The organism is Stenotrophomonas sp. Steno-C18 (genome assembly GCF_056393195.1).
Genome location: NZ_JBWJOX010000004.1, coordinates 246936 through 261071 on the forward strand (window position 1 = coordinate 246936; position 14136 = coordinate 261071).

Annotated in this window: 16 protein-coding genes; 8 read left to right on the plus strand and 8 right to left on the minus strand. The window is 69.0% G+C overall.

What is annotated here, in order from left to right:
• Positions 1-14: 14 nt before the first annotated feature.
• From AC06FE_RS10520 to AC06FE_RS10535, 4 genes are all read right to left on the minus strand, one after another.
• Positions 15-518, minus strand: coding sequence for a GNAT family N-acetyltransferase (locus tag AC06FE_RS10520; RefSeq protein WP_313255605.1), 504 nt, complete (start codon positions 516-518; stop codon positions 15-17).
• A 109-nt stretch (positions 519-627) separates the two neighbouring features.
• Positions 628-1884: a sugar transporter gene (locus AC06FE_RS10525; protein WP_478073002.1), complete on the minus strand. Its 1257-nt coding sequence runs from the start codon at positions 1882-1884 to the stop codon at positions 628-630.
• Positions 1885-2077: 193 nt separating this feature from the next.
• Positions 2078-2662: a mechanosensitive ion channel family protein gene (locus AC06FE_RS10530; protein WP_207911801.1), complete on the minus strand. Its 585-nt coding sequence runs from the start codon at positions 2660-2662 to the stop codon at positions 2078-2080.
• 34 nt (positions 2663-2696) lie between these two features.
• Complete coding sequence (locus AC06FE_RS10535; RefSeq protein WP_478073003.1) at positions 2697-3962, minus strand: alkaline phosphatase family protein; 1266 nt, start codon at positions 3960-3962, stop codon at positions 2697-2699.
• 125 nt (positions 3963-4087) lie between these two features.
• On the opposite strand from AC06FE_RS10535, the gene AC06FE_RS10540 reads away from it, so the two are divergent.
• The 3 genes from AC06FE_RS10540 to AC06FE_RS10550 are packed head-to-tail and all read left to right on the plus strand — an operon-like array spanning position 4088 to position 6107.
• The gene (locus tag AC06FE_RS10540; protein ID WP_313255611.1) at positions 4088-4663 is read left to right on the plus strand and encodes an RNA polymerase sigma factor; all 576 of its coding nucleotides are present in this window, start codon (positions 4088-4090) and stop codon (positions 4661-4663) included.
• On the plus strand, positions 4660-5202 hold the full coding sequence (locus tag AC06FE_RS10545) for a hypothetical protein (RefSeq protein WP_478073004.1): 543 nt from the start codon (positions 4660-4662) through the stop codon (positions 5200-5202). The genes AC06FE_RS10540 and AC06FE_RS10545 overlap by 4 nt, the downstream gene beginning before the upstream one ends.
• 11 nt (positions 5203-5213) lie before the next feature.
• Complete coding sequence (locus AC06FE_RS10550; RefSeq protein ID WP_192286272.1) at positions 5214-6107, plus strand: DUF4097 family beta strand repeat-containing protein; 894 nt, start codon at positions 5214-5216, stop codon at positions 6105-6107.
• Positions 6108-6215: 108 nt separating this feature from the next.
• Here AC06FE_RS10550 and AC06FE_RS10555 read toward each other — a convergent pair whose 3' ends face one another.
• A complete protein-coding gene (locus AC06FE_RS10555) occupies positions 6216-7577 on the minus strand; it encodes an Hsp70 family protein (RefSeq protein WP_478073005.1) in 1362 nt (453 codons plus the stop codon).
• 194 nt (positions 7578-7771) lie between these two features.
• Here AC06FE_RS10555 and AC06FE_RS10560 point away from each other — a divergent pair, with 194 nt between their 5' ends.
• Entirely contained in the window at positions 7772-8104 is a 333-nt protein-coding gene (locus AC06FE_RS10560) for a zinc ribbon domain-containing protein YjdM (RefSeq protein ID WP_132864456.1), read from the plus strand.
• Between the two features lies 1 nt (position 8105).
• Here AC06FE_RS10560 and AC06FE_RS10565 read toward each other — a convergent pair whose 3' ends face one another.
• Complete coding sequence (locus AC06FE_RS10565; RefSeq protein WP_478073006.1) at positions 8106-9302, minus strand: tetratricopeptide repeat protein; 1197 nt, start codon at positions 9300-9302, stop codon at positions 8106-8108.
• 298 nt (positions 9303-9600) lie between these two features.
• On the opposite strand from AC06FE_RS10565, the gene thpR reads away from it, so the two are divergent.
• The 4 genes from thpR (at position 9601) to AC06FE_RS10585 (ending at position 12578) form a co-directional block, all read left to right on the plus strand.
• The gene (thpR, locus tag AC06FE_RS10570) at positions 9601-10188 is read left to right on the plus strand and encodes an RNA 2',3'-cyclic phosphodiesterase (protein ID WP_132864454.1); all 588 of its coding nucleotides are present in this window, start codon (positions 9601-9603) and stop codon (positions 10186-10188) included.
• Positions 10189-10336: 148 nt separating this feature from the next.
• Positions 10337-10936, plus strand: a complete 600-nt coding sequence (locus tag AC06FE_RS10575) for an HD domain-containing protein (protein ID WP_478073007.1) — start codon at positions 10337-10339, stop codon at positions 10934-10936.
• A gap of 58 nt (positions 10937-10994) precedes the next feature.
• Positions 10995-11177, plus strand: a complete 183-nt coding sequence (locus tag AC06FE_RS10580; protein WP_192286268.1) for an oxidoreductase-like domain-containing protein — start codon at positions 10995-10997, stop codon at positions 11175-11177.
• Between the two features lie 60 nt (positions 11178-11237).
• Positions 11238-12578, plus strand: coding sequence for a virulence factor family protein (locus tag AC06FE_RS10585; protein WP_478073008.1), 1341 nt, complete (start codon positions 11238-11240; stop codon positions 12576-12578).
• 76 nt (positions 12579-12654) lie between these two features.
• On the opposite strand, the gene gloA2 is transcribed toward AC06FE_RS10585, so the two are convergent.
• Positions 12655-13047 (minus strand): SMU1112c/YaeR family gloxylase I-like metalloprotein, encoded by a 393-nt coding sequence (gene gloA2, locus AC06FE_RS10590; RefSeq protein WP_478073009.1) that lies wholly within the window; start codon positions 13045-13047, stop codon positions 12655-12657.
• Complete coding sequence (locus tag AC06FE_RS10595; RefSeq protein WP_478073010.1) at positions 13044-14117, minus strand: serine hydrolase domain-containing protein; 1074 nt, start codon at positions 14115-14117, stop codon at positions 13044-13046. Before AC06FE_RS10595 ends, gloA2 begins: the two co-directional genes overlap by 4 nt.
• Positions 14118-14136: the final 19 nt, after the last annotated feature.

Genomic DNA, 14136 nt, shown 5'->3' on the forward strand with positions numbered 1-14136 from the left:
GCGCGGCGGAGGGCTTACTGCCCGGAGCGGGAGTCCGACAGCGCGGCGTTGAGGTACTGCTTGTGGATGACCGGCTTGACCAGCCGCGGGCGCTCCATCAACACGAAGCGCACGCCCTTGACCGTCTGTGGCGCGGCCTTGGCGACGAAACCGAAGCGCTCGTAGACCGGCACCGCCACCTCCGATGAATTGACCGTGTACTCGCGGCGGCCGTGGACGCGCAGCGCGTGTTCCCACAGCTGCCGGGCGATGCCGCGCCGACGGGTGCCGCGGCTGACGAATAGGTGATGGATATGGCTGTCTTCGCGGATGGCGATCATGCCGCACAGGCCGCTGCCGTCTTCGACCAGGTAATGCGCGAATGCCTTTGATGCCAGCCGTTCGGCGAAGCTGGCCGGGGCCAGCGAGGCGAGGAAGGCGTGGGCGGTGGCGCCGGTGTCGGCGTCGAGCAGATGGCGGGCCAACGGCGTGACCAGCGCACTGAGCGCGGCGGCGTCGGCGACCGTTCCATCGCGCAAGATGATGTCCTGATCCACGTCTCCCCCGATGCCACGCCCCCGGAAGCAGGGGCGGTTGGGCGCCAGCATACCTGCTGCCGGTGCGCAGGAAACGTGCAGGCCGGCGCGCTCAGGGCGCGGCGGCGGGCAGGTGGAAACTGCGCCCCCAGCGCAGCAGCGCGAACAGGCACCACACCCAGCCAGCGCTGGCCAGCAGCCCGCCGACCAGGCCGATGTGCTGCATGCCCAGGTGCAGGCTGACCTGGCTGCCGATCAAGGCACCGGCACCGATGCCGATGTTGAAGATGCCCGAGAACAGTGCCATCGCCACGTCGGTGGCATCGGCGGCCAGGTGCAGCACCTTGGACTGCATCGACAGCGCGAAGCAGATCATCGCCACGCCCCACACCGAAACCAGCATGTACAGCAGCGTTGCGTTGGCCAGGCCGGTACGCAGCAACAACAGGCAGATGGCCAGGGTACCGATGGCCGCCAGCAGGAAGCCACGAGGCCAGCGCAGGCCGTAGCGCGAGAACAGCACGCTGCCGAGGAAACCCATGCCGCCGAACAGCAGCAGGACCAGCGTGGTGACGTGGGCATCGAAGCCGCCGATGCTCTGCACGAACGGTTCGATGTAGCTGTAGCCGGTGAACTGCGCCGACACCACCACCATCACCAGCACGTACAGGGCGACCAGCGCCGGGCGCCGCAACAGCACCGGCAGGCTGCTGGCCGAACCGCTGTTCTGGCTGGGCAGGGCCGGCAGCAGCCGCGCCAGTACCACCATCACCAGCAGCGCCACGCCGCCGATGGCGAAGAAGGTGATGCGCCAGCCCAGCCATTCGCCGACGATCCGGCCCAGCGGAATGCCCAGCACCATCGCCACCGAGGTGCCGGTGGCCAGCAGGCCCAGCGCCTGCGGGCGCTTGCCCTCGGGGGCCACCCGCACCGCCAGCGAGGCGGTGATCGACCAGAACACCGCATGCGCCAGCGCGATGCCGATGCGGCTGGCCATCAGCACCGGATAGCTCCAGGCGATGCCCGACACCACGTGGCTGGCGACGAACAGCGCGAACACGCCCAGCAACAGGCGGCGGCGGTCCAGGTTGCGGGTCAGCAGCATGCACGGCAGCGAGGTCAGCGCCACCACCCAGGCATAGATGGTCAGCATCAGCCCGACGTGCTCGATGGGCATGCCGAAGCTGCCGCCGATGTCGCTGAGCAGGCCTACCGGGACGAACTCGCTGGTGTTGAACACGAACGCGGCCAGCGCCAGTGCGATGACGCTGGCCCAGCGTTGGCGGTCGCTGCGCGGGGCGGGAATCGCGGCGGCGGGCGACGGGGTATCCGCCGGGGAGGCAGGGCAGGAGGTGTTCAGGGAGGACATCGGGCGGGGCGCAGCAGCGGCGGGGCCGGGAATGGCGCCAATTTTCGCATGCTGCAGTGCGGCATGAGCGAAAAACTGTGGTGCAGCGGGCGCATGCTGCCGAGGGTTCAGTTTTGGTGCCGGCCCCGCTGGCGCGTCGGCTGCCCGCGACGCGGGATGGCCAAGCGGCCATCCCGCCGCCTGGGCCTCAGCCTCAGCCGTCGCCGGCGATCGTCGTCGGCGCCGTTTCGCCAGTGCGCCAGCGGCGCAGGCCGCGCTGGAAGAACAGGCTGTTGGGGATCTGCATCAGGGTGCCCTCGGCAGGACCACCGATTTCATGCAGGGTGGTGTAGATCAGGTTGATGTCGACCACCAGGCCCTTCAGGCCTGGCTTCTCGCCGTTCTCCAGCAACTCGATCTGATCGCCCAGGCGAAACGGGCGGGTGGTGAAGATCAGGAAGGTGCAGAAGATGTTGGAAAGCACGCTCCAGGCCGCGAAGAATGCCACCGCGCCGACCGCCGCAAAGCCGGTGAACGCGGTCCACAGCACCGACGGGGCCACCCCCACCTGGTTGAGCACGGTCAACAGCGTGGCGGTCCAGATGATGAAGTTGGACAGCCGCCGGATCGCCAGTTCGATCGGCTGTGGCAGCGTGTAGTGCCGGCCCAGCCGCGACAACAGGCGCCGCACCAGCATCCGCAGCAGGGCGGCCACGCACAGGATCAGGACGATCATCAGGGTGGTGTTGAGCGGTGCAACCCATTCGTGCAGGGTCGGTGGCAGGAACTGCTTCATCATCAATCTCCTTGCAGGCGCATGGCTGCGCGCGCCTTCATTGCTTCAATGCCGCGGCGGTATGTGCGGGTTGGCCATCATTGGCGGCCGGCGTGATGCCGAGCAGGCGCGCCAGCAGCGGATAGAGGTCCACGTTGTCGATCGGCGCGATCACCACGCCGGGCTGGAAGGCAGGGCCATGGCCGATGAACGGTGCCCGCATCTCCGGCAGCGTGTTGTCGTAGCCGTGCTCGCCGTTGAGGCGATGGCCCTTGCGTTGCTGCGCCTGGCGGGTGGTCACCTGCCAGCCGACGTCGGCCATGCAGATGAAGGCCGGCACGCGGCGATGGTGGCCGTACTCGAACCGCGCCGGAATCTGTTCGCGGGTCATGCAGCGGAAGTGCGGGTAGGTGCCGGCCAGCAGTTGCCGGGCGGCCGCCTCGCCACCGGGCAGGGCGTCGAACGAGGCGTAGGCGCCGGTCCAGCCGAAATCCAGCCGGCTCACGTCGACCAGGTCGTCCAGGTACAGCTCCTGCTCGGGCGAGGTGGCGGCCATGCCGTGGTCTGAGGCGACCACGATGTTGGTGCGCTCTTCCAGCCCCTGTGCGCGGATGCCCTGCAGCAACTGGCCGATGGCCTGGTCGACCTCGGCCAGGGCCTGGTTCAACTGCGGTGAATCCGGGCCATGCAGGTGGCCCACCGTGTCGACCCGATCGAAGTACAGGGTGACGAAATGCGGGCGTTCAGCGGCGGGCAGTGCCAGCCATTCCAGCACGGTCTGCACGCGCTGCTGCGAGGTCACCTCGATGTCGAACGGCCGCCAGAACTCTGGCCGGGCGCCGTGCACCGGCGCTTCGGAGCCGACCCAGAACATGGCCGCGGCGCGACCGCCCTGTTCGCGCACGCTGGTCCACAGCGGCTTGCCATCGTCCCACCAGCGCTCGTCGCCCACCGTGGCGGGGTCGAACATGCTGAAGCGCACGCCGGGGATGGCCGGGTCGGTCATGAAGTTGGCGATCACGCCGTGGTGGTCCGGGCGCAGCCCGGTCACCAGCGTGTAATGGTTGGGGAAGGTGATCGAGGGATAGGACGGCCGCATGTACTCGGCACGCGCGCCACCGGCGGCCATGTGTGACAGGTTCGGGGTCAATCCGCGCTGCAGGTAGTCGTTGCGGAAGCCATCGATGGACACCAGGATCACCGGTGCCTGCGCGTGAAGCGGCAGGCGCGGCGCATCGGCGGGTGCCCGGACGGCGGCGGGTGGGGTGCTGGCACAGCCGGCCAGGGCGAGGGCGGCGCACAGCAGGGCGCTGGATCGGAGCATGGAACAGCTACAGGGAGGCGAGGCTGGATTGTCGGCCAAGCGCGCGGGGGCTGCCAGCGCCAGCACGGCTGCCACCGATCGCGGTGGGCTTTAAACCTTTTGCGCGGACCCTGCATCCAATGGATATGCTCGACGCCACCGTGACCCTCGCCAGCCTTTCCCCGCCCGCCGTGGACGACACCGCGCTGGCCCGTGCCGCCGCCGGCGGCGACGTGCATGCGTTCGAGCGCCTGTATCGCCGGCATGCCCCGCGCTTGAACGCCCTGCTCTGGCGGTTGTGCGGCGGCAACGCCGCGCGTGCCGAGGACGTGCTGCAGGAAACCTTCATCCTGGCCTGGCGCAAGTTGCCGCAGTTCCGCTTCGAAAGCGCGCTGGGCACCTGGTTGCACCGCATGGCGGTCAACACCGCGCTGATGGAACTGCGTGCCAGTGCCGCCTTCGAGTCGCTGGATATCGGTGAAAGCGGGATGGAGGTGCTGACCGGCATGGCCGATGTCACGCGCTGCCATGCCACCGGGCTGGACCTGGAACGCGCGCTGCAGACGCTGCCGCCGCGTGCACGGGCCGTGCTGGTGCTGCATGACATCGAAGGTTGGAAACACCACGAGATCGCCGAGGAACTGCAGATGGCGGTAGGCAGTTCCAAGGCCCAGTTGCACCGCGCGCGCGGCCTGCTGCGCGCACGGCTTGGAGACGCATGATGGAAGAGAACGACAACGACGACCTGACCCGGCAGCTGGCGGCCTTGCCGCGCGAGCGCCTGCCTTCGGCGGCGGTGTGGCAGCGCATCGCGGCACAGCTGGAACAGGCGCCGCCGGCACCGCGTATCGGCGCGACGCCGCTGCCGGTACCGGCGCAACTCCCGCGCCCACGGCGTGCGGTGCGACGCTGGCCGTGGCTGGCCGGGGCCGCGGCGGCCGTGCTGGCATTCGTGGGGACATTCGCACTGTGGCAACCCGGTCGGCCGGCGACGGTGGCGATGACGGACACGCCACTGCAGCGGCAGGCCAACGTGATCACCCACGAGTACCGCCAGGCCATCGCCACCATTCCGGTCGAGACCGTGCCGGCCGAACTGCGGCCGGCGCTGGACGAGCTGGATGCCAGCGCCGGCAGCATCCGCACCGCCATCGACCAGAGCCCGCATGCCGGGTTCCTGCTCGGCCAACTGCGGCGCACCTACGCGCTGCGCCTTGAACTCACCCGGCAGGGCCTCGCGGCCACCGGACTATCCACCTGAAGGAGCCCCACATGAATGCCTCCCTGCGCAACCTGCTGGCCGCTACGCTGCTGCTGGCGCCAATTGCCTCCGTGTTCGCCCAGAGCACGGTCAACCAACGCCTGCCGCTGTCCAGTGGTGGCCGGGTCGAACTGGGCAACGTCGCCGGTTCGGTCACCGTGCGTGGCTGGGACCGCAACGAAGTGCAGTTGACCGGCACCCTCGGCGACGGCCAGCGGCTGGACGTGGAGAACAGCGCCAACCGCGTGCAGTTCAAGGTGGTCTACCCGCAGAACAGCCGCAACACCCGTGGCGCGGTGCTGGAGCTGCGGGTGCCGCGTTCGGCGCAACTGCAGGCCAGCACGGTCAGCGCCAGCATCGATGTCGGCCAGGTCGACCTGCGCCGCCTGCAGGCCACTTCGGTCAGCGGCTCGATCACCGCCGAAGGCCAGGCCGGCGAAACCGACCTGAACACGGTCAGTGGCGCGATCCGCTCGCAGCTGCGGACCCCCCGGCTGGACCTGCAGACGGTCAGCGGGCAGATCAACGTGGCCGGTTCCAGCGGCGGCGAGGTCAGCGCCAACAGCGTGTCCGGTGCGATCGACCTGAACCTGAGTGCGGTACAGCGGCTCACTGCCGAAACCGTCTCCGGCAGCCTGGGCGTGCGCAGCGCCGGCCTGGCACCGGGTGGCCGGATCAACCTGCAGACGGTCAGCGGCGGGGTTTCGCTGACCTTGCCGGCACGCACCTCGGCGCAGCTGAAGGCGAACAGCTTCAGCGGCAGCATCCAGTCCGACGTCGGCACGGTGGAGCGCCCGCAGTACGGCCCGGGGCGCAGCCTGGAAACCCGCCTGGGCGGCGGTGATGGTGACATCAGCATCAGCTCGCACTCGGGCAGCGTGCGGGTGAAGCTGGGCGACCGCTGACGGTCCGGGCGGGAACAGTCCCGGCCGCGAAACCGCGGCACGGAGCCGGTGCATCACCGCGGTTCATGCGGGGGGTGTCGAGCACCGGCTTCGCGCCGGAGGGCGCTCCTACGGGGCGGCGGTGGCCGCCAACGCCAGGCCCTGCACCACGCCGAACGACGGGTCGCCGTGAACCAGCGTGGCATTCGGGAAGGCCGCTGCGGCCGCGCGCTGGATGTAGCCGGCGCGTGACATGCCGCCGGTCAGGAACACCGCTGCTGGCTCGTGGCCGATGTCCTGACGGACCTGCGCCAGCAGCGCTTCCAGTTCACCCAGATAGCCGCCGGCGGCATTGCCCAGATGGGGCGCATCGGTTTCCACCGATAAACCGGCTTCGATGAAGGACAACGCGCTGGCGTGCGAGTCGGTGCTGCTCAGCGCGATCTTGCATTGCTCCACCGCGCGGTACAGGCGCGCGGTGTTGCCGGTGTCCTGCAATGCCTGCAGGCGCGGCCCGTAGGGGGCATCGACCGCATCGTAGTTGTGCTGGCGGAACTCACGTTGGCGCGGTGTGTCCTGCACCATCGCCGCCTCCACGTAGTGATGGGTCGGCACGCGGGTGATGCCGCGGCCGAACAGTGGCATGTAGGCGGCCAGGCTCAGCGCAAGGTCGATGTCGGTGCCGCCGCGCGCGATGCCCCAGGCGCGGTGGATCCGTGGCGGCGCGTCGCCGCCGACGCTGGCATGGGCGATGTCGGTGGTGCCGCCGCCGACGTCGACGATCACCGCCTCATGGCGTTGATCGCTGACGGCGTGGTAGTGCATTGCCGCAGCGGCCGGCTCCTCGAGGAAGTCCACCTCGTCGAACCCGGCGGCCAGGGCCGCGCTGCGCAGGATCTCCAGCGCCTGGTCGTTGCCGGCCTCGCCGATCGAGCTGCGGAACTGCACCGGGCGGCCGAGCAGGGCGCTGCGCACGTTCTGGCCGAGCTGCCGGGACGCGGTCAGGCGGATGTGCTCGAGGATGTGCGTGGCAATGCCGGTGATGGTCTGCCTGGCGCGCGGGTGCAGGTTGTAGCCGAGCATCGATTTCGGGCTCTGCACCAGGTTGCCTTCGTTCTCCTCGAAGTAGGCTTCCAGCGCGTCGTCACCGTAGACCGCGTTCTGCAGCAGGGTGGTGGAGCTCTGCGGTTCGCGGATGCGTTCTTCCATCCACTGCCGGCGCACCACGCGCAGCGCATCCGCACGCAGTTGCGCGGGGCTGCGGTCGGTGCCGGCGCTGCGGGCATCGCGGCGGCCGGACTCGACCAGGGCTTCGAGCTGCTGTTCCAGCGCCGGGGTGAGTTCGAAATCGTTGGGGTCGCGCATCACCTCGGGGAAGTACACCGTGGTGCGGAACTGCAGGGCGTCGCCAAAGTGGACCGGGACCACCTTGCCGTCGATATGGGCGGCGGCCGCCGAGTTGCTGGTGCCGAAGTCGATGCCGAGTTTCATGGAGCGTCCGGGGGCGTGCGGTTGAATCGGCCGCGCACTGTACTACGCCCGCCGGCACCGCAGATTTCACGGTGCGGCCCCGGGCGGCCGACATTCACGCGCCAGTGCGGCCATGCAGGCGTTCCCGCGCCAGGCCGGGCGGGCAGGTGCGAAAGGCTACAATAGGCGGTCTTTTACGCATTGCTGGAGCCACCATGCCCGTTTCTTCCTGCCCCCAGTGTTCGCAGCCGAACGTCTATCCGGACGGCGCCCTGTGGATCTGCGCCGATTGCGGCCATGAATGGACGCCCGGCGAAGCGCAGGCCGATGCGGTGGTGGTCCGCGACAGCAATGGCAACGTGCTGCTGGCCGGTGACACTGTCACCGTGATCAAGGACCTCAAGGTCAAGGGCTCGTCGATCCCGCTCAAGCAGGGCACGGTGATCCGCAACATCCGCCTGGTCGAGGACGATGCCGAGCACATCGAAGGCAACTCGGACAAGATCAAGGGGCTGGTGCTGAAGACCTGCTTCCTGCGCAAGGCCTGATTCAACGCCAGTCGCCGCTGCCCGTCGGTTCGCCGCGCAGGTGCTGCTGGATGATTGCCGGCGCCGGCAAGGGCGGTAGGCCGTTTGGCCGGCTGTCGCGCACGGCGTGGCGGGGGTCCAGCCGTCGCAGGCTGTCCAGCTTGGCCTGGTAGATCGCGCGCACTTCGTTGGTCCCGCCCAATGCGCGTGCGCGCGTCATCTCGCGCTCGGCCTGGCGGTTGTTGCCGGTCAGGAAATAGGTGCGTGCCAGCCCGAAATGGAACTGGTGCGCCCGCGGGTACAGGTCGATCGCGGCACGGTAGAAATGGGAGGCCTGCGGGTAGTTGCCGGCTCGCTCGGCAAGCACGCCCTGCATGAACTGGTAGAACGGGTCGCGCTTGCGCGAGCGCTCCAGGCGCTCGCGCAGCAGTGCGGCGTGCCGAGTGTCGCCCACGCGTTGGTAGAGGTAGGCGGCGTTGTGCAGCGCGGCCGGGTGCATGCGGTTGATGGCCAGGGCAGCATCGAAGTCGCGGGCGGCGGCCTGGTCGTTGTTGCTGCGTGTTTCCAGCACGCCGAGGTTGTTCATCGCCGAGACGAAGCGGGGGTCCATCGCCAGGGCCGCTTCGAAGTAGCGGCGTGCGGTGGTGTAGTCATGCGCCGCCAGCTGCTCGGCACCGCGGTTGTTGTAGAAGTGCGCCAGCGCCCGCGCGTCGGAGATCGGCTGTGGGCCATGTGCGTCGTAGAGCACGTTGCGGTCCAGGTCCAGCGTGGCCATGCGCCCATCCACGCGCAGCCCGACGTTGACGTGCCCGGCATTGAAGATCAGCCCCTGGTTCTCGTACCAGGTCATCACCTGGCCAACCTCCTGCATGCGTGCTTCCAGCCCGATCTCGCGGGCCATGGCGACGAACAGCAGGGTGAAGGACAGGCAGTTGGCACGTCGCAGCCGCCAGGTCTCGGCCACGGTGAGGGTGGCCTCGGTGTCGTATTCCAGCCCGAGTTCGGTTGGCTGGAATACCAGTTCGACCAGCCGCTGCAGGCGCCGTTCCGGCGAGTTGCTGGCGCGGATCACCTGTTCCTGGAGCACCGCCTTCACGTCCGGCGGGATCTCCATGATCTGGGCGGGCGTGGGGATCTCCTGCGCGGGCAGGACCGGGGCCTGCGGCGGCGGGGCCAGGGTTGTGGCGGCGAGCAGGGTCAAAGCGTTCCAACCGATCATGGCGACCACCTGGAGGTTGCTGCGGCCGCCCCAGTGTATGCCTCTGGAGGCAGGGTGGAAGTGTATTTGGCGTGATCCACAGCGCATGTGGACCAGCGCCGGGCAAACATGTGGATAACCCGCGGCAGCCCCCGTGGGACGGGGGGCTGGCGACGGTGGCGAGTTTTTGTCCATCGCACCGCGCAGTGGAGGCGCGCGGCGGTCCCGGCGACCGGCGGGGTCTGCTAGTATCCGCGGCCCCAGTCAGTATCGGCCTCCGCCACAGACGGCTCCGGCCGGCGGCTTCCAGCGCGAATCCATGAAGAAGTTCCTTCCCTCTGACCAGGCACAGCTTTCGCTGGGCATTGGCAGTGACATCCCGACCGAGCGCCTGTTCTTCGCGGTGCTGCCGGATCCGCTCACCGCCGAGCGGATCTCCGAGCTGGCCGAAGGGCTGCGTGACGAACACGGGCTGGAAGGGCGCCCGCTGGACACCGAACGGCTGCACGTCACCCTGCACCACATCGGCGACTACGCTGGGCTGCCACCGAGCCTGCTGGCCCGGGTACGCCAGGCCGCCAGCCGGGTGCAGGCCCCGGAATTCGAGGTCTGCTTCGACCAGGTGGGCAGCTTCGCCGGCAACCACCAGAACCCGTTCGTGCTGCAGAGCGAATACGGCGCCGAGCTGCTGGGTGACCTGCACGCCGAGTTGGCGCGCTGCCTGCAGAGCGTGGGGGCCAAGGCCAACCCGCGCTTCACACCGCACATGACCCTGCTGTATGACCGGCGTCGCATGCCGGTGCAGCCGGTACAGCCGCTGCGCTGGTTCGTGCGCGAATTCGTGCTCATCCGCAGTTTCCTGGGCCAGAGCCGCTACCAGTTGGAAGGTCGCTGGCAGTTGGGGTGATCGCGGCAGCGACATCTGCCGCCGACCTGCCTGCGATCGTGGAGACCGCCGCCGTACTGGAATCCCGGCCGTCATCGTGGCGCCCGGGTCAGCCCGGCAACGCGCGGGCACGCTTCACGGATCGGGTGTACTCGGGCAGGATGCGCGCATGGACACTCTGCCGCTGACCGTGCCTCCCCGGCAATGGGCCGAGCTTGAAGCCGCCTACACGCGGCCGCCGCGGGCGTATCACAACTTCGGCCATGTGCAGGCGTTGCTGCAGCACTATCACGACGTCGCGGTTGGACCGGGCTGGCAGCAGCCGGCCGAGGTGGCGCTGGCCGTGCTCTACCACGATGCCATCTATGAAGCCGGGCGCGGCGACAACGAGCAGCGCTCGGCACAGCTGGCGGTGGATGCGATAGAACGCTGGCTGCCGGATGCGGGCATCGATGGTGACCGCGTGGCCGAGCTGATCGCGCTGACCGCACGCCACGGCAAGTTGCGGGCAGAGGACCTGGACGCCGATGCGGCCCTGTTCCTGGACAGCGACATGGCGATCCTGGGGGCACCGCCGGCGGTGTTCGATGCCTATGACCGGGGCATCGCCGAGGAGTACGCGGGCAAGGTGCCGGGCTTCCTGTTCCGGCTCAACCGGCGCCGGTTCCTCAAGGGCGTGCTGGCCCAGCCGCGGATCTTCTTCAGCGACTTCTTCCATGAACGCTATGACGCAGCGGCGCGTGCCAACCTGCGCCGGGCCACGGCCTGATCCGGCGATTGGCTAGACTATGGCCACCGTTTGATCGCCGCCGCTGGCGGCCGATGTGATGAGCCCCGACGTACTTCCCGACCCCGATCCGCGGCCGCTGCCGCCCGAAGCCCCCGGCCCCAATGAATGCTGCGGCAGTGGCTGCCCGCTGTGCGTGCTGGACCTGTATGCCGACGAGCTGGCCCAGTACCGGCAGCGGCTGGAGGCCTGGAAGCAGCGGCACCCGGACGCCACCGAATAGGCACAGGTTTCCGACGCGGACAGGCGTAGGCTGTCGCGGTCCCATGGGGAGTGAACATTGATGGTGCGTGCACGGATGGGTGTGGCAGCCCTTGCGCTGGCGTTGTGTGCGTTGCCGGCGTCGGCGTTGGAGCGTGTCAGTCATGGCCGGTTCGAGCAGGTGCCGGTGTATCTGCCGGAAGGTGCGCCACAGCGCGTGGTGCTGTGGTTCGCCGGCCAGGGTGACCCGGTGGGGCGGCAGGCACGCCTGCAGGCGTTGCGTGCCGACGGCGCGATGGTGGTGGACATCGACACCGCCCACCTCTACCAGGTGCTGGCCAGGGAGGGCGGCAGCTGCGGCTTCTCGGCCGGCGACGTCGAGAATTTCTCGCGCTACGTGCAGGCCTACCTGCATGTGCCGACCTACCGCCTGCCGGTCCTGGGCGGTGATGGCGACGGTGCGGCGTTGGCGTACGCGGTGGCCACCCAGGCCGAACCGCAGGTGTTCGCGGGTCTGTTGACCGACGGCTTCTGCCCGCAGCTGCGCAATGCCACGATGACCTGCGGCGATGCGATCCACGGCCGTGACCTTCAGCCGCAGCCGTTGCGGTTCCCGTGGCTGGCCGCCAGCGGTGCGGGCAAGGCCTGCACGGTGGCCGCGGTGGACGGTTTCCTCAAGGAGGTTCCGTGGGCGCGCAGCTTCCAACGCACCCGGGCAGGCAGCGCCTTGCCGGGCGAGCGCGCGGTGGTGCGGGTGCTGGGCGCGCAGCATGGTGTGAGCCTGCCGCCGGTGCCGCACGATCTGGATGGGCTGCCCTTGGTCGAGGTGCCGGCTGCCGGCACGGGCGACACCTTTGCGGTTTTCGTCTCCGGTGATGGTGGCTGGGCGGGGCTGGACAAGGACGTGGCCGGCGCCTTGGCCGCGGCCAATGTCCCGGTGGTTGGCGTGGATTCGCTGCGCTACTTCTGGAGCGAGCGCACGCCGGCCGGGTTCGCCGTGGACCTGGACCGCATCGTTCGCCACTACGCGGCTCAATGGCAGCGTCCGAACGTGGTGTTCATTGGTTTCTCGCAGGGCGCGGACGTGCTTCCCGCAGCGATCAACCTGTTACCGGCCAGCACCGCGCAGACCATGCGAATGACGGCGTTGCTGTCGGTCGGCGAACGCGCCGACTATGAATTCCATGTCAGCAACTGGATCGGTGGCGACGGCGATGATGGCCTGCCGATTGCCCCGGAAGTGCGCAAGCTGCCGGCGGCCCGTACCCTGTGCGTATACGGAGAGGACGACGACGATGCGTTGTGCCCCAAGCTGCCGGCCGGCACCGCGCAGGTGGTCAAGCTGCCGGGCGATCACCATTTCGAAGGGGACTACGCCACGTTGGCGAAGGTGATCCTGCAGCGGTTGCAGGACGGGCGGTGACGCTTTCGGCTTCGCGGCCAAGGCCGCTCCTACGGTAGCAGCGCCTTCAGGCGCGAAGCCGATGTCCTGGCCGCGCTTACGGGGTTTCGTACAGCTCCAGCGGCAGCTCGTCCGGGTCGGCGAAAAAGGTGAATCGGCGGCCGGTGTATTCGTCCACGCGGATCGGCTCGCAGGCCACGCCTTCGGACTGCAGGTGGGCGACCACTGCATCCAGGGCATCCACACGGAACGCCAGGTGGCGCAGGCCGCGGGCTTCGGGGCGGCTGGGGCGCGCCGGCGGGTCGGGGAAGGAGAACAGCTCCAGCTGGCTGCCGTCGGGCAGGCGCAGGTCCAGCTTCCAGGAATCCCGCTGCGGGCGGTGGTTCTCGGCGATCACCTGCAGGCCCAGGATGCGCGTGTAGAAGTCGCGCGAGCGTGCGTAGTCCGAGGCGATGACCGCGACGTGGTGGATACCGGCCAGCAGCATCATCGCGCGGCATCCAGCCAGCGGCGGGCGATGTCGATGGCCATGGCGTAGGGCTCCGGTGCGTTGCGGTTGGTGAGCATGATCACCGTCAGCTTCTGCGCGGGGTAGCGCACGATGACGTTGCGGAAGCCGATGCTCTCGCCGCTGTGCCACAGCGCCTGGCCGTTGATGCGCCAGCCGAAGCCGTAGTACGGCACGTCCGGTTCGTCGGTCCTGTTGGCCGGGCTGAAGGCCTGCTGCAGCGAGCTGCGGCGCAACAGGCGCTCGTCGTAGAGCGCGGCATCCCACTTGGCCAGGTCGTCGATGGACGAATAGATGCCGCCGTCGCCGAGCACCGCGCTGGTGGTGCTCTGGTCGGTACGTTCCCAGCGGCCGTCGATCTCGCTGTAGCCGTAGGCGCGGTTGGGCACGTCGTCGACGCCGTCCTGGTGGGCAAGGGTGTGGGTCATGCCCAGCGGCAGGAAGATGCGTTGGCGCAGGAAGCTGGCGAAGTCGCTGCCCGAGGCCTTGCCCACCACCAGCGCCAGCAGCGCGTAGCCGCCGTTGCTGTAGCGGTAGCCGTTGCCGGGCGCGAAGTAGGTGCGGTTTTCCTTTTCCAGCAGGTGCAGCACGTCGATGTCATGCACCTGGCGGGTGTCGGCCGGGTCCATCAGGTCTTCGTAGTCGATCAGCCCGCTGGCGTGGATGAGCAGGTGGCGCAGGGTGATCGTGTCGGCGACCGCCGGCAGGGTGGGCAGCCACTTCTTCACCGGGTCGTCCAGGGTGAGCGTGCCGTCCTCGGCCAGCAGCAGGATCGCCGCGGCGGTGAACTGCTTGCTGACCGAGGCCAGGCGGAAGTTGCTGGCCGGCGAAACCGGCGTACCGTCCTCGACCACCGCCAGGCCGTAGCCGCGCCGGAACACCGGTTGCCCGTCCTTCAGCACCAGCACCGCGGCACCGGGAACCTGCCCGTCGTAGCGTTGCAGCAGCGCGTCGATGCCCGGGTCCGGCGGCGTCACCGGCGGGGCGGCCATGGCCAGGCTGGACAACGCGGACAGGCACAGCGGGGCGAGTCGGTACATCCAGCGGGTCATGGCGGCTCCTTGGTGGGAA

Excerpts from the sequence above, each read along its gene's own strand:
- gloA2 (WP_478073009.1), bottom strand. The coding sequence starts at position 13,047 with ATGATGCTGCTGGCCGGTATCCACCACGTCGCGGTCATCGCCTCGGAC.
- AC06FE_RS10575 (WP_478073007.1), top strand. The coding sequence starts at position 10,337 with ATGGACACTCTGCCGCTGACCGTGCCTCCCCGGCAATGGGCCGAGCTT.
- AC06FE_RS10525 (WP_478073002.1), bottom strand. The coding sequence starts at position 1,884 with ATGTCCTCCCTGAACACCTCCTGCCCTGCCTCCCCGGCGGATACCCCG.
- AC06FE_RS10560 (WP_132864456.1), top strand. The coding sequence starts at position 7,772 with ATGCCCGTTTCTTCCTGCCCCCAGTGTTCGCAGCCGAACGTCTATCCG.
- AC06FE_RS10580 (WP_192286268.1), top strand. The coding sequence starts at position 10,995 with ATGAGCCCCGACGTACTTCCCGACCCCGATCCGCGGCCGCTGCCGCCC.
- AC06FE_RS10545 (WP_478073004.1), top strand. The coding sequence starts at position 4,660 with ATGATGGAAGAGAACGACAACGACGACCTGACCCGGCAGCTGGCGGCC.
- AC06FE_RS10595 (WP_478073010.1), bottom strand. The coding sequence starts at position 14,117 with ATGACCCGCTGGATGTACCGACTCGCCCCGCTGTGCCTGTCCGCGTTG.
- AC06FE_RS10535 (WP_478073003.1), bottom strand. The coding sequence starts at position 3,962 with ATGCTCCGATCCAGCGCCCTGCTGTGCGCCGCCCTCGCCCTGGCCGGC.
- AC06FE_RS10585 (WP_478073008.1), top strand. The coding sequence starts at position 11,238 with ATGGTGCGTGCACGGATGGGTGTGGCAGCCCTTGCGCTGGCGTTGTGT.
- AC06FE_RS10530 (WP_207911801.1), bottom strand. The coding sequence starts at position 2,662 with ATGATGAAGCAGTTCCTGCCACCGACCCTGCACGAATGGGTTGCACCG.
- AC06FE_RS10540 (WP_313255611.1), top strand. The coding sequence starts at position 4,088 with ATGCTCGACGCCACCGTGACCCTCGCCAGCCTTTCCCCGCCCGCCGTG.
- AC06FE_RS10550 (WP_192286272.1), top strand. The coding sequence starts at position 5,214 with ATGAATGCCTCCCTGCGCAACCTGCTGGCCGCTACGCTGCTGCTGGCG.
- AC06FE_RS10565 (WP_478073006.1), bottom strand. The coding sequence starts at position 9,302 with ATGATCGGTTGGAACGCTTTGACCCTGCTCGCCGCCACAACCCTGGCC.
- thpR (WP_132864454.1), top strand. The coding sequence starts at position 9,601 with ATGAAGAAGTTCCTTCCCTCTGACCAGGCACAGCTTTCGCTGGGCATT.
- AC06FE_RS10555 (WP_478073005.1), bottom strand. The coding sequence starts at position 7,577 with ATGAAACTCGGCATCGACTTCGGCACCAGCAACTCGGCGGCCGCCGCC.